General features: G+C 43.2%; 7 protein-coding genes. All 7 read right to left on the reverse strand.

The window, feature by feature from the left end; all coding sequences use genetic code 11:
• Position 1: 1 nt before the first annotated feature.
• The 7 genes from ABDD94_RS14340 to ABDD94_RS14370 all read right to left on the reverse strand — a co-directional run bounded on the left by ABDD94_RS14340 (position 2) and on the right by ABDD94_RS14370 (position 15171).
• Positions 2-1693 (reverse strand): RagB/SusD family nutrient uptake outer membrane protein, encoded by a 1692-nt coding sequence (locus ABDD94_RS14340; RefSeq protein ID WP_345952813.1) that lies wholly within the window; start codon positions 1691-1693, stop codon positions 2-4.
• 12 nt (positions 1694-1705) lie between these two features.
• Complete coding sequence (locus ABDD94_RS14345) at positions 1706-4888, reverse strand: SusC/RagA family TonB-linked outer membrane protein (protein ID WP_345952814.1); 3183 nt, start codon at positions 4886-4888, stop codon at positions 1706-1708.
• A 33-nt stretch (positions 4889-4921) separates the two neighbouring features.
• A complete protein-coding gene (locus tag ABDD94_RS14350; RefSeq protein WP_345952815.1) occupies positions 4922-6352 on the reverse strand; it encodes a fasciclin domain-containing protein in 1431 nt (476 codons plus the stop codon).
• Positions 6353-6362: 10 nt separating this feature from the next.
• Positions 6363-8117, reverse strand: coding sequence for a fasciclin domain-containing protein (locus ABDD94_RS14355; RefSeq protein ID WP_345951395.1), 1755 nt, complete (start codon positions 8115-8117; stop codon positions 6363-6365).
• Between the two features lie 21 nt (positions 8118-8138).
• Entirely contained in the window at positions 8139-9617 is a 1479-nt protein-coding gene (locus ABDD94_RS14360; protein WP_345951394.1) for a RagB/SusD family nutrient uptake outer membrane protein, read from the reverse strand.
• A gap of 21 nt (positions 9618-9638) precedes the next feature.
• Positions 9639-12896: a SusC/RagA family TonB-linked outer membrane protein gene (locus ABDD94_RS14365; protein ID WP_345952816.1), complete on the reverse strand. Its 3258-nt coding sequence runs from the start codon at positions 12894-12896 to the stop codon at positions 9639-9641.
• An 82-nt stretch (positions 12897-12978) separates the two neighbouring features.
• Positions 12979-15171, reverse strand: coding sequence for a fasciclin domain-containing protein (locus ABDD94_RS14370; RefSeq protein ID WP_345952817.1), 2193 nt, complete (start codon positions 15169-15171; stop codon positions 12979-12981).
• Positions 15172-15199 lie beyond the last annotated feature (28 nt).

Genomic DNA, 15199 nt, shown 5'->3' on the forward strand with positions numbered 1-15199 from the left:
GTTATTTAAAAGGTAAAAACCAGTTGCTTGTATTCATCAGGCGCGCCCTTACCGCCGAAGCTGCAGGGTTGCCATCTTTCAAAAGCTTATTGTATACCTTATCGGCCAGGAAAGCCGGATTGTTACGGCGTTGCGCTATACGCATCAGATCTTGCCACCGGTTACCCTCGTACGCTAACTCCAGGGCGGCTTCCTCCATTAGCTTGTCTTCCATGCCGAGCATATCCTGTTGCAGGTTTACGTTAAGCAGCGTGGTGTTAACACGCGCACGAATACCCAAATTGCGGTGATACTTTCCACGAATTGAGGGCGCATCAAGTTTGCGTGCATCAAACGCATAAGGCTCAGGCAATAGCGTTATTCTTCGTTTAGTTGCATCAGGCTGCGTTAAATCATCATACGCGCTTTTTATACCAGCATTTACCAGCGCCCAGGCAATTTTGGTTTGACCATCGCGGTTAGCGGCTTCTGCATAACGCAAGTGCAGGGTTGCCGTACGATACAAGAACCATTTGCCATTTTTTTCAAGCTGGTTTATAGGCAAGCCTGTAGACGTGCTTAAGTAGTTGTATAAAAATTTAACAATTACCGGCTGTCCATTTATAATCCTATATGTATTGTTAGGTCCTCTTAAATCAAATGGTGTGCCGTCACTTTGCTGCTGGGCGTTCCAATTATCAATTGCTGTTTGTGATGGTTTAACCAAGTACCTGCCGCCTGAATTTGCAAAAAGATCAACAAATGGATTTTCCGGAGCAAAGTTTTTGTCGAACACCATAGACCATATCCACTCGGTTTGATATTCACGATCTTGTGTAGAGCGCGAGAAAAATGTTTGCCAGGCGCTTGCCGTAACAGCATCATTGTCTGAGCCGCTATTAAGCGTGTAGGTATTAAAGTAATTGTAACTATCACTCGGTCCTGCAGGTGTCGATGTTTCCAGTACTTGTTTATAAACTACTGCAGCATTATGATAGTCGTTATTCCACAAATACAAATCGCCCAGTAAACATTTCTTGTTGATAAAGAAAATCTTTGATGGATAGCCGTCTATTTGAGTAACCAGTGAGTTGGCTGCCGGGTAAGGATCTTTATACGGTAATGCCTCCATAAAGGCAATAAGTGTTTTTACTAATGCATCGAGCTTTAACTTCGGATATTTACTTTCATCCTTCACATCGGCCGCATTAGCCAGGCTCTCTGTAACATAGGGCACCTCGCCAAACTGTAAACCCAACTGAAAGTATAACCACGAACGCAGGGCGGCAACATCACTCCAACGCTGGTTAAAATCGTTGCTGGTTAGCTTTTTAGTATCGTACATTACTTTCAAGTTCTTCATTACATCGTTACAGTTGAGTATAACGGTATAAAAAGGCTGCGGGTCGGCATAAGTATTACCCGCCTGAACGCTGTGCGTGTTAATTTGCTGCAGTTCGGCACCTGCATTAGGGGTTACGTCCATTAAATCGGCACGTAACTCATTGAGTACTTCATACTGCCTGGCCAGCCCAAGCATTTTACCGTATATGCCAATAACGGCTGCGTCGGCATCGTATATATTCTGAAATGTGTTTTTGTACTCAATTTGGTTTTGAGGCTCTACATCATACATATTGCGGCATGAGTATGAGCCCGACAACAATACAACTAACGCTGCACTTTTTATAACAGAAGATATTTTAAGTTTCATGTTGTGTTCTTATTAAAGTCCAATACGTACGCCTAATTGCGCCGATCTGAAGTTGGGTTCTAAAGCCGTATCAATACCTTGTGCTAAGGCGCTACCCGATCCGCTGAATTCCGGATCGTAGCCTAAATACTTAGTAACCGTAAATAAATTATCGGCTGTTAAATAAATGGTTGCGTACTTCATGAACTTAGGTTTAACCGGCAGGTTATAGTTTATAGCCAGTGTTCTTAAGCGCAGGTACGAGCCGTCTTCAATAAACCGGTCCGAAAAGCGGGCGTTACCCATAGGGTCCCTGTAGGCTGCCCTCGGTACGTCGGTTGCCTGCCCGTCAAAACGCCAACGGTTTATAACGTTTGCAAACTGATTGGCTGGTGATGACAGTGACTGCAGGATAGCTCTTGGGCCGTTATAAAGCTGATTACCGCTGCTGAACGTAAATAATGCAGCTATAGATATATTTTTATAGCTTAAACGCCCATTAAAGCTTCCAAAAAAGTCGGGGTTAGGGTTCCCGATTATAGTCCGGTCGTTATCATCAATAACGCGGTCGCCATTGGCATCAACAAAACGCACATCTCCCCCTCTAAAAGGAATTAAACCACCATCGGTGCCTCTTATACTTAAATTTGCGGTTGCAGCCTCTGCATTTGACGCGTATATCCCACTGGTTTTATAGCCATAAAACATAGCAGCAGGCTGCCCTATTTGCGTAACAACTGTAGCACCGCCATAGTTGGTAACAGTGTTGTTAGATGGTAAGGCTGTAATGCGATTACTATAGGTTGACAGGTTAACACCCACATCGAGCTTAATGGCGCTGTTAATAATGCGGCTATTTAAAGCCAGATCTACTCCGTTGGTGCGCATGCCACCGCTATTAGCTATTACATAGCGCATACCCGCAGCACTGCTAACCGGGTCAAAGGTTATCATTTTTGATGTTACGTTATGGTAAGCATCAATGCTTAAAGACAGACGCTCATTAAATAGAGCAATATCCAAACCCAAATTGGCTTTTTTGCTCAACTCCCACTGTAGTTGCGAGTTGGCAATATTGCCCAGTACTAAACCTTGTGAGCCCAACAAGTTTTGTGAAACGTAATAAGATTTGGTACTGTAATTGCCAATATCATCATTACCGGTTAAGCCGTAGCTCACTCTCACCTTAAACAAATCAACGGCGCTCAAACCCGACATAAACTCTTCCGACGAGACGAGCCAGCCAGCCGCTACTGATGGCAGTACCGCATACTTGTTGCCGGCTATACTTAACGCCCCCGGAATTTCCTTACCGAAGCGTGATGAGCCATCAATTGAAAGATTAGCCGAGACGAAGTACTTGTGCTGAAAACTATAATTAGCTGCTGCGTAAGTGTTTAGCCATCGCCATTTTCCATAATCTCCGCTAAGACGGCGTAAACTGCTTACACCGGTGCCTATGCTTACAAAATCATCTGTTGGCGAGTTATATCCCTGGGCATAATCCTGCTCGCTTTCACTATCATGATACCGGAATCCGGCGTTAAACATAAGATCGTGCTCACCGGTAAATGACCTTTTGTAGCTGTACCAGGTGTCATTATAAAATGAATTATAACGCTGAATAGATGCACCCAGGCGACTGTAAGCTACCGCGTTTCTAAGCGTGTCTGGTGCTACACCTAACCGTGGTATAAAGGTATTTTCACGCACTTTATCATAAACCAAGCCAGTTAAAGAACTCAGGCTGTGATGTTTATTAAATTGGTAATTGAATTTTACAGAGCCGAAGAACCGGTAGTACTTGTTGGTTTGCTGTGCGTTCTTAATTAACGAGACCGGATTGCTTACGTTAAACACATCAACATCGGCCAAATTGGGCGATTGTACGCCGGTTTCAGATATCTGGTTAATTGACAAGAACGGCGCTTTTACCAAGCTAACCAACATAGGGTTAGAAGTACTTAATCCCTGATCGCGCAGGTTTTGTTCGGACGATGAAAATGACAAGTTAGTATTAGCCGTTAGCTTGGCTGTTAAGTTTAAATCGGCATTAAAACGGGTGCTGTAACGCAGCAGGCTGGTACTGTCAATAATACCACTATTGTTTAAGTAGCCTACCGATAGCGCATACTTAGCTATATTATCGCCACCGGTTACTTTAAGGTAATAATTTTGGCTGTAGCTGGTGCTGAATACCTTCTTTTGCCAATCTGTTTCGTTATGATACTGATAATAGGCCGGGTTGGTAGCCGGATTATCATTCATGTAGGGTTGCGCTTGAATTTGCGCATCGGTTTGCCCGGCACTCCTCAAAACATCAGATAAGTACAAGCGGTAATCATTGCTTTTTAGAAGCGGGACATTTTTGGGAGTAAAATTCATGCCACCATAAACAGCAAAGTCTATACGTGTGCTTAGCTCTTTTGCATGCGCTGTATTGATGAATACTATGCCGTTTGCGCCCCGGCTTCCATAATAAGAGGCACCATCCTTTACAACAGTTATGTTATCAATATCTTTAATGTCGATATTAGAAAGTGGATTAGTAACATGACCACTTATGATAGAGTTACCATAAGTACTGGCATCATATATCATTCCGTCAATTACATATAATGGTTGGTTACTGGCATTTAAAGAGTTAAAACCATGTAAAAAAAGATTCGCGCCAACCCCTGGCGTTCCCGAACGCCGTGTTACATTGAGGCCGCTTACCTGCCCCTGCAAAAAATTATCCGGCGTTTCTTTAGGGCGGTTCCAGCTGCCGTCGGTATTAACAGAAGCAACCGAATAGTTGATCTGCGATTTTGCTACCTGCCTGAATGGAAGTGTTACCTGATCATAAACCGAGGCAAAACTATCCTCATAAAGTGCTACGTTAATGGTTTTACGGTTATTTACAGACACTTCTTTGTACTGGTAACCCTGGCCCGATACCTGAAGCAAGCTATTGCGCGAAGGTGCGGTAATTTTAAAATTACCCCTGTCATCGGTAATTGCTGCCGATACATCTTCAATAACTACATTTATGCCGGGCAGCGGTTTTTTAGTTGCAGCGTCGGTAACCTGACCAGTTACTTCTAACCCGGTTATATTCTTATTTTTAACTGCAGTAGCTGTCTGCGGAGCGCTGGTTTGCTGGGCATAAGCTGCCGTACACAAGCACAGTGTGCCGCATATAGCCAATACAGGTATTTTGGTAAATATGCGCATGTTTATAGGTTGTATAAAAATCTTATCAATTAGTTAGGGTATTTGCGGCACCAGTATGAAATAATCGAGGTTTATAGAGTTGGTTTGATCTACGCCATTGTTGGCCGCTATAACATAGGCTGTTATGCCGCCAAATGTTGCCGGAGAATAATCACCCACATAAATTTCACTATAGTCTTTTAAGTTGACCTGTGTTTCGGCAAACGCAGTTGAGTTTGGATCGTTTACCGCAAAGCGCTGTTTAAATGTTAATGTTTGTACATCATTCGGAGCTACCCAGTACACCTTGTATTTAACCTTGTAAAGCTCTTTCAGGTTATATCTTACATTAAACAGCGGTATTTTGTGGTTAAAAATATAAATGTCATTAAACTGCTGCCCGTTGTTGGGGTTTACCCTTAGCCGATAAGCTATGTTACCACTTTTGTCGTTTCGGCTAAAGCCGTCAGGTTTTTCTCCTTCCCGCTTTACCAGTCTGATCTTATCAGAGAGCTTTACATTTGCCTCACTCATTACATACACTATGCCATTGCTGGTAACGCGCGTTTCGAGTATAGCATTTTTATTAATGGGCACAACTACCCCATCGGCAGATACAAGCGTAGCAGGTAAGTCTTGAGGGGCATAAACACCTTTTATTACCAGATCCTTTATCACATGCAAAGAGCTGAGCTTATCTGTTTCGGCCTCTGTTGTGCTTTGCACATAAGGCTTAATTTTATTTTTTTCGGCGTCGAGTGCATCATCGGTTAGCAAAATAAATGTGTATTCCTGATCCTCATTACGCAGATCGCCAACGCGGTCAAACAAATAGTTCTTGGTAATCAACCCTGTGCCCGCCTGGTAAATGGGCTTTCCGGTAGCCGGATCAAGGCCGGTTTGCACCGCTTTAGAAGAATCAATTGCGGTAAAGTCTAACGCTTTTATATAATCTTTCTGTTTATACGCTGTGCCGGTAATGTATTCCCAAACATTAGGTTTAGGTAACACTATTTTATTAATAATGTGCAGTACACCATTACCAACATACTGATTGCCTTGTGTAATAGTAGCATCTTCAAACTGCGTTGATGTAAGTTTGATATACTTACCATTGAGCGTTTTAATACGCAGGCTTGGATTGGGGCTGTTAGTATAGTAAGCCAGATTAACAATGTGATTACCTACAAATTGCTTCAGGCGTTCACCATCGTTTGTAATAGCAGCATCAAGCGATTGCAGTGTTTGATTATCCGGAGCCCAAACCGTGTACATTTTTGATGTAGCCAGCAACTTGTCATATCCGGTTTTTACTAAAAGCTCATTAAAACGGCTAATGGATGGCGTTTGCTGTATTAGCTGCGCAAGCGATTGCTCCAAAGCCTCGCTGTTAGCTTTAGTTTGCTCATTATATTTATTGCAGGCTGCCAGCGTTGCAATGAATATAATTGATGCTATAAATCTGAATAAGTTTTTTAATGTCATGCTAGGCTTGTTACTGTTTATAAACTATTGAGCCATCGGGGTTAAACTTTGGATAAAGCTGGTCCATATTTTCGGGAATGAAGTGGATCATATCTATCTGTACGTCACCAGATACATCGGCTACTGCTTGCAGCCTTAGCAAATGACGGTCGGTTTTGGTCACGTCAATCGTACCAGCCAATAAAGCGTAGCTGTCACGATAGTAATCAATAGTTTGGGCGGGGTTGTTGTAATAAGGTACATTACCCCCGAAAGTCATTTTTTTACCCAATGCCTCCAGTGACTCCGGAGTTGTGCCGGCAGGGTACGTCCATTTGTTACCCACTAACACTTGGGCAGGCAAGCTTTCGGTCAGGTTAAGCACCCGCGACAAAGGTTGTCCATCGAACAATACTGAAACGCCTCTGCCACCACCGCGTCTTACAAAGCTTACCCACACCTTATACCGGCCTTTAACCAGCAATGGTGTTTTAAATTCAACAAAGCTGTTGGCGGTTGCGGCAGTTCTTAACGCAGCTATAAACAAATAATCGTTATTATACACGTAAAACTGACGTGCCTCTGGTGCCACCCGATAACTTACAGAACCGGTTTGCCAGCTTATATCCTTCAAATCGCCGTTCGAATAACTAGGACTGTTCTTATTAGTAACACGATAGACACCAGTAAGCGCTTTAAATTCAGGCTGGTCGGTTACCTCCCAGTATACCGGTATTGGAAATCTTACCTTTATGGCGTAATGACTAGCCATAAAATGCAGCACGCCATTTGATGTGGTATTATCGCTCGATGCCCTATCAATAGCAGCACCTGGCTCGTAGATGCCATTAAAGGTGTCGTCATTAATTAAGACGCTCTTGTTAACAAGCTTGGAAGTAACTACATCAAGCGGCGACAATGTAGTGTGTGAAGATGCATTGAAAATATCCGGTAAATATTTTAAGCCAGGCAAGATGTGATAGTTAATGAAAAGATGCAGGCTATCATTTGCCAGTTGCGGATTACCGGTGTTACTGTATTTAGCCTTCAGAGCACTGTATGAACTTATACCGGCTGCCTTTAACACCGCATCCGATTCGGCCAGTACGGTCAGGAACCGCCTTGTGGTGTCGGGGTTATTGGTTGGCAGTATATTCAACGTGTCGTACAGCTTGGTTGCCTTTAATGCCTCGGTAAATATGGAGTAGGCCGGGTTTTGTTCAATAGTTTGCGCCAGCGTAAGTCTCGACGGTTTTAGTACCCTATCAATAACATGGATGATGCCATTACCTGTACGTATGTTGGCCTGCAAAAGTGTAGCCTGCCTGTTTATGGTTAGCGTTGTTACCCCATTTATGTTTTGTGCTCCTGTTAGTAGAGACTGACCATACATGGTTACGGTACGTAATTTACCATCGGTAAACTTGTCGGTGGTAATGGTATCTCTAATGAGGTGAAACTTAACTAGGTCCTTCAAGTCCTCAACACCAACCTGCTCTACAGAGGCTTTGCCAATCTCGGCAAGATACTTGGTTATTGCCTCATTATTTGGAGCAAACAGGGTATAAGTTCCATAGCCGCCCAAGGAGTTATCGCTGCCTGTTATCTCTAATATTTTAGACAATAGAGAGAAGCTGCCAGGGTTGTTCTTCAGGTATTCGGTTATGTTTACATCGCCGGTTGTGCTCACTGTAAATTCCTCGCGTTTACAGGCCGACAAAACGGTTATCAATATCCAAACCAGGGTTATTGATGCTATCCATTTGTGCTTTATTAATGTCTTCATAAACACTTTATTTAGTAGTACTTATTGATAAAAAGGATTTTGAACCAAGGCTTTGTTAGTTTGCAACTCTCCCAAAAAGATGGGGAAATAATGGCTGCGTTTATCGCGGTATTTAACAATAGCTGCCTGCTGATATTCCGGGCTGGCTGTTGTGCTTACGATATCAAGCAACAGGTCAATTCTTTCGTAGTTATTGCGGCGGGCGTTGCGGAGCAAATCATACCAGCGTTTACCTTCATAGGCAAACTCACGGGCACGCTCATTAAGCAAATAATCGGTTATACCCGATTTGTCGTCGGGCTGCACAATAGCTGCCGATGTTGGCAGCGCATTGCCCCTTTCACGTATAATCTGAATAATGTCCAGCGCGCCTTGTCCGTTATTTAACTGATTAAGCGCCTCAGCTTTCATAAGCAATACATCAGCATAGCGGTAAACAAACCAGTGTGCATATGAAGTAGCCGAGGTACGGGTTGAGCTGCCGCTTATGCCCTGATACTTGTAAATGCTACCATCATTAAATCTTACTGACGCACCGTTACCGCGTATGTCCTGATTGGTAATATCAATATTATCGACAGTGTAAAGCTCGGGAGCTACTTTTAGTGCAGCCCTAAAGCGTTTATTTGCCACAGCCAGCATGTCGTTAAACGGGTTAAGTTTATTTTGGCTAAACTGCAGCTCAAACAAACTTTCATTGGAGTTGCCCTGAAAGAAAAGGGTTGTAAACCAGTTGTTATCGCCGGGTATTAAGATGAACTGATTTGAATTGATAATGTAATCGCAAGCTTTAACGCAATCGTCATACCTGTCCATCCATAAATAAAGATCAGCCAGGGTAGCGTTTACCGTGTACCTTGTTATCCGCCCCTTATCGTCGTTACGGTTACCGTAGGTTGTTGCAACATATTGTTCGGCCTGTTTTAAATCGGCTAAAACCTGGTTAAACACTTCCTGCTGCGTACTTTTGGCTATCTGCAACACATCATCATCACTGGTTGTGGATTTGAGTTTGAGTGGCACATCGCCAAAACTGCGGGCCAGGTAAAAGTATAGCAGGCCGCGTAAAGCCAGCGCCTCGCCCATATAACCGTTTAAAGTGGCTTGGGTGAGTGTGTTATCTGACTCCATAACCTGCGGAGCAAAATCCAATACCGTGTTGCAATTGTTTATCGCTTTATATATTACAGACCAATCGGTTATGGTATTGGTAGAGGTAATGTTAACGTTAATCACATTTAGTTCTGGGTTCCTGATGCCCGAGCCGGGTGAAAGCATATCAGCTCTCAATTCGCCCCATAAAAACAAGTCTTCTACTAGCGGATCAGTCAGCATTGCAGCATAACAGCCCATAACCGCAGCCTTGAGCTGCTCCTTTGTCTTCCAAAAGTTTTGCCGGATGATGCCATCCTGTGGCTCAAGCGACAGGTACTTATTACATGATGTGGAGCAAAGCATCAACAGCAATAATATAACCGGATATTTAATTTTTTTATTCATGCCAGTACTTATCATTCATACTTAAAAACCTACCACTAAACCCGTTACAAAATTGCGGGTTGGCGGCGTCATCGAATTATCGGTAGCTACCCTGAACGGATCACTGCCTTTTACAGAAACTTCAGGATCCTGACCAGTGTATTTGGTAAAGGTTATCAGGTTTTCGCCGGTTACGTAAATGCTTGCACTACGTATGCCAATTCGGTTAAGGAGGTTTTTGGTTAAATTATACCTAACTGTTACCGAGCGTAAGCGTATAAAAGAGCCGTCTTCCACATACCGGTCCGAGCCTAGCCAGTTATATCCATCATTCCATAACGCCCGCGGAACATTAGTTACATCGCCTTCGTTACGCCATCTTTGCAATACCTCGGTACTTTGATTGTTAAAATTGTACATGTTACTGGTAAGCATGCGGGTGCCGTTAACGAGCTGGTAACCGGTTCTGAAACTGAAGAAAGCGTTAATTTTCAAGTTGCCCTTATAGGTAATTGTTGGCCCAAAACCACCGGTAAACTTAGGGTTACCGTTACCCAGGTAAACTACGTCCTGGTAATTAATGTTACCATCATGGTTCACATCTTCGTATATAGCATCGCCGGGTTTAAAAAGGTAGTCGGTTGCCGGATAATTAAAGCGCATTTGCAGCGGCTGCCCGTCCAGGCCTACTATAGGTTGTCCGTTTGCATTAATGGCTGTGGTAGCGGCCTGATCTTTGTATACCCCTTTAAAGCGGAACCCATAAAAAGACCCGAATGGATTATTGGTTTGCAGTAACGTTTTATACTGCCCGTTGGTGGTAATGTCGCCCTTAGTACTCGGGTAAAATTCTGATATGCTACGTATAACGTTAGTGTTATTGGCAATGTTAAAGTTCATTTCAACAATAACTTTTTTGCTTTTTACCGCCACAGCACCTAAGTTTATCTCCCAACCCTGGTTATCCATGGTCCCCACGTTGAGGTTTATATTGCCGAAGCCAGATATACCAGGCAATCTTAGCCCGTTAAAGAACAAATCGGTGGTACGGTTACGATACACATCCACATCTACGTTGATGCGATTTTTCAGCATGGCAAAGGTTAAACCTATATCCTGACCAGTTACTGTCTCATAACGCAGGTTGCGTAATTCGATATTTTGCGAATAAACAGCCGATGAGCCTAAATAATCATAAGCATAATTTCCATAGATGTTATAGAACGAATAATTGTTTTTAGGATCATTACCGCTCTTTCCATAGCTTAAACGTAAGCTCAGATCATCAAAAACCGTTAACTTTTTCATAAAAGGTTCGCCGGATATTCTCCACCGTGTGGATACGGATGGAAACAAACCCCAGCGATTTTCAGGACCGAATTTAGAGTTACCGTCGGCACGTAAAGCCATATTAACAATATAGCGGTCCAGAAACCCATACTGCGCATTCATCAATGCGGCCAAACTGCGCGATTGTGTAAAGCCAGAACTCAGATTGCGCACACGACCATCTACCGACGGATCTTGAAGATTTACCGATGCTGAGTTTGATGATTGTGCTTGTAATGTAGTTGTCTTATTGTCGTTGGTGATAAAAGATACCAGCCCCATTAAGCTGTGCTTATCGTTTAAACGGGGAGTATATATGAAGTTAGTTTTGGTAATAATGCCAAACTGATCTGCATCACCATCAAAAGCATTATTCACATTTACATCGCTTATAGGGCGACCGGTAGCTATCTGAGGTAAAAAGGTTTTGTTTTTAGTATTGTTGATGTCAAACTGTACATCAAAAGTAGCTCTGAATAAGCTGGGCAGTATATCATACTGCAGGTTAAAGTGCGGCACTATACGCTGGCCAATTACGTTGTTTTTACCAGCGTTTAGCATGGCTACCGGGTTAAAGGTGCCCGGATAACTGCCCTGTATATTTTGTATAGGCGATAAATAATTACCTGTGTTATTACCCGCACTATTGAACTCATAAATACTCATGTTAGGCATTTTCTGGTAAGCAATGCTGCGGGTATCGTCATCATAAACCCGGTCTGTATTTGAACGCGTGTAAGAAACATCAGTACGGAACCGAATTCGGTCTGATACGTTGTAATCAAGGTTAAGGCGGGTTGTTATACGGTTTAGGCCTGTACCAATAGTTGTGCCCTTTTGGTTAAGGTAACTTACTGAGGCAAAATAACGCGCCTTCTCTCCACCACCAGATAATGACAAGGAATGATCCTGCATATAACCGGTACGTGTTATAGCATTAATCCAGTTAGTATTGTTGCTGTAGTTGTTGTAGTAATAACGGTCGCTGGGGTCGTATAAAAACTCTTTAACCGTTTCAGTATTCAGCGGCGTACCGGTACGGTTCATTACTTCCTCGGGTATTAATTGGGAATATTGATCGCCGGAAAGCATGGGTATGGCGTTGGGTTGCCTTGAAGCGGTTGCCTTAACGGTGTAAGTAACCTGCGGAGCTCCAACTCTACCCCGTTTAGTGTTTATAATTAACACACCATTTGCCGCTCTGGATCCCCAAACGGCTGTTGCAGCAGCATCTTTTAATACAGATATATCCTGAATATCCGATGGTGCAATGTTAAGTAAGGAGGCGTAGCCCTGTTCATCGGCCGTACCAAAATTAAAATCGGAAGGTATGTTGGTTTCATAAGGCATACCATCCAATACAATAAGTGGATTGGTTGAACCATTAATGGTAGAGGTTCCGCGGATACGTATCTGCATACCTGCACCCGGATCGCCTGAGTTTGCGGCAATGTCTACACCCGGTAAACGCCCCTGTATAGCCTGATCGATAGAGGATGCCGAAAGCTCTTCAATATCTTTAGCACTTAATTTGGCAACAGCAGTTGTTGAGTTGCGCTGATCTATTTGCAGCAAACCATTGCTCGATGTCCTGTTAGCGGTGATAGCTACATCGGCTAGTGTGTTTGTGCTTTGCTCAAGTTGTACAGTAACAGTTGTGCGGTTGTTTATATCCAGCACAACGGTTTTGTAGCCTATTAAAGAGACTGATATCCTGTTTTGCGGACTTTTAACCCGCAACGCAAAGTTGCCGCCAATGTCGGTAGTAACGCCGCCAATGGTACGTTTTTCTTTATCTACTTCAACTACGGTTACCCCTACCAGTGGCGCGCGGTCCTTTTTATCAGTTACCTTTCCACGCAGAGTTGTTACAGGGGCAGCAGTAGTTTGCGCGTTAACGGTGGTGCTACATACCAAAGCCGCTGTAAATATGGAGCAGAAGAAAAAAAGATGGGTAAATATTTTTTCCATTAACTATATTTTTATTCAGGTTAATGCACCGGCATATTAACCGGTGCATATCTATTGTAATTGGTTATAGGTTTGCCAGTTATTAATTGGCGTTGAATTTCAGGAATGTGTTTAAAAGGTGTATAACCGTACGGTTTGAGAGGTTATTACTACTTGCCGGCACTACGCTGGCCGAACCACCCAACATGTCCTTTACCTGCATGTTATTTACGCCAACATTGGTAACGGTAACCGATGTGGGGTCGCCGTTGCTTCTCTGTAACAGCGTTAAATAACCGCCGTCTTTTTTTCCGTCGGGTACAATGGTTGCTTTTTGTATAATATGATAGCGGATAAAATTGGCTACCTTATCCTTACCCGGCTGATCGGTGGGTGTTATAGAGGCAGGCAAGTATCCCTGTGCCACAGCAGCATCTATGGCGGCATTGGTTGGGGCCAACACTGTATAGAACGAACCGGCAGTAATACCTAATATTTCACCATTACTAGTGTTATATATGGTGGAGTTTTTAACATAATCTACAAACTTTTTGTAGTTGGAGCCAGCAGGTGCAGCTAATGCTTCGAGGTGTTTACCTACCGAAAGGCTGGGTTCTGATAATAGCCCATCAATAAAATATACGGTACCATTTTCCGCTTTGCGCGTTCCGGTTACATTTAACGTAACACCAGCATCGCGGGTACCCGCAGAGTAAACTGTGTTATTGCTATACCTGATATACTCGCCGCCGTAAGTTTCTAAAATGCCATTACCACCTAAACTCTGCTCATCCGAACGTACAACCTGGGTGTTAATAATGCGGTTCAGTTTATCTAACGCCGATGAGCCGGATAGTGCTGTACCTCCACCCGGCGGTGTATAACGCCAGGTATTAGCATCCAAATCATAAGTGAACCCTAAGGCACGTATGGTGGCATCAGAAGTTAGAAAAAGTGTGTACTTGAAACTGGTATTGATAATGTTGGTTTTGAGCGAGGCTGTTAAGGCCCTGGTCATCAACGAGTAATTGGGATTCAAATAAGCTCGGCCAAAAACAGTGCTGAACACGTTGGCGTTCTGTACTTTATTGGTTCCATAAAATACACCGTTACTCAATAACTTTTTATCAACCACGTCGGTAGCACTATTAAACAATGCGCCTTGTCCCTGCCCGTTTGTTGTTGTAGCAAACTTGCTCGGCCACACGGTAGTTAAAAACATGTGCGCGTTTAAAAAGTCGAACAGTATATCCTTCGGTAAGGCGTCAAGTGACGGATAATATTCAAGCAACACATTTTTTATATAGGCATCCAATGCATCATTGGTAGGTGCAAACATGGAGTAGCCTTCCATTTGACCGTCGTTATCATCCAGTTTAAGATAATTTTCGTTATTCGGTGAGTAGGCCAGTCCAGCATCATACGTTTTGATGTATATGTCCTGTTGTTTACCGGTATTTTCCAGATTTTTTGCCGTTGCAGCCTCACTAATCAGGTATGACACCATATAACTATCAAACAGCGATTTGAACTTGCTGTACTGTGGAGTGGCAGCAAGGTACTGATCAATATTAGGCAAGGGCAATATGACCCGGTTAATTTCATGAATTACTCCATTCTCGGCAATAATGTTGCTATTTACCACTTGCGCATCGGCTACGTTGAAGCCGATGTAAGGGTTCTGATTATAGAAGTAATTGTAATCGGCAGAGGTAAGATTTTTGGGTGCCAGGAACCGGTCAAGTAAGTAAGGTACGTACTTGTTGTTATTATCGGTTACGCTAAAGTAGGTTGTGCTACCACGGTTATTGCGGTTAGAGTTTAAATACAAAATATCTTTACCGTTGTAATTTATGGGCTGCGGACCATCATAATAGGCCGTGCGACGTTTGAATGCTGTATTAGGCATCCAGCCCGCACTTGATTGAAAATCAGGTAAGCGGTCTGTTTTAAAAGCGTTAAACACAAGGGCGTACTTCACTATCTTTTGGGCAGTTGCCGCATCAATATCAGCCGCGCTGCTAATACCTTTCTCTTTAAAGTACGCAGCGAAAGCGGCATCATTTGGAGCAAACATTGTCCAAAACCCGGCTTTACTTAGAATGTCCTTATATCCAGCTTTTTCAATACAAACCAGTAAGCTGGTAAAATTTCCGCGCTGCTGCAGCTGCTGGTAAATAGGATCGGCCAGGGTTTCCGGACGATCGTACCGCTCGTTGAACTCCTTTTTACTGCAACCCGTTAAAATAACAAGGCTTAATATAAAAACAGATGCACTTTGTAAAATTCTCCTCATATAAATGCATTAATAGTGAATTGCCAAC

This window comes from Mucilaginibacter sp. PAMB04168 (assembly GCF_039634365.2).
In the GTDB taxonomy this organism is placed as follows: domain Bacteria; phylum Bacteroidota; class Bacteroidia; order Sphingobacteriales; family Sphingobacteriaceae; genus Mucilaginibacter.

Bases quoted from the DNA above. Each gene is read 5' to 3' on its own strand.
- ABDD94_RS14350 (WP_345952815.1), bottom strand. From the start codon at position 6,352: ATGACATTAAAAAACTTATTCAGATTTATAGCATCAATTATATTCATT.
- ABDD94_RS14340 (WP_345952813.1), bottom strand. From the start codon at position 1,693: ATGAAACTTAAAATATCTTCTGTTATAAAAAGTGCAGCGTTAGTTGTA.
- ABDD94_RS14355 (WP_345951395.1), bottom strand. From the start codon at position 8,117: ATGAAGACATTAATAAAGCACAAATGGATAGCATCAATAACCCTGGTT.
- ABDD94_RS14370 (WP_345952817.1), bottom strand. From the start codon at position 15,171: ATGAGGAGAATTTTACAAAGTGCATCTGTTTTTATATTAAGCCTTGTT.
- ABDD94_RS14365 (WP_345952816.1), bottom strand. From the start codon at position 12,896: ATGGAAAAAATATTTACCCATCTTTTTTTCTTCTGCTCCATATTTACA.
- ABDD94_RS14360 (WP_345951394.1), bottom strand. From the start codon at position 9,617: ATGAATAAAAAAATTAAATATCCGGTTATATTATTGCTGTTGATGCTT.
- ABDD94_RS14345 (WP_345952814.1), bottom strand. From the start codon at position 4,888: ATGCGCATATTTACCAAAATACCTGTATTGGCTATATGCGGCACACTG.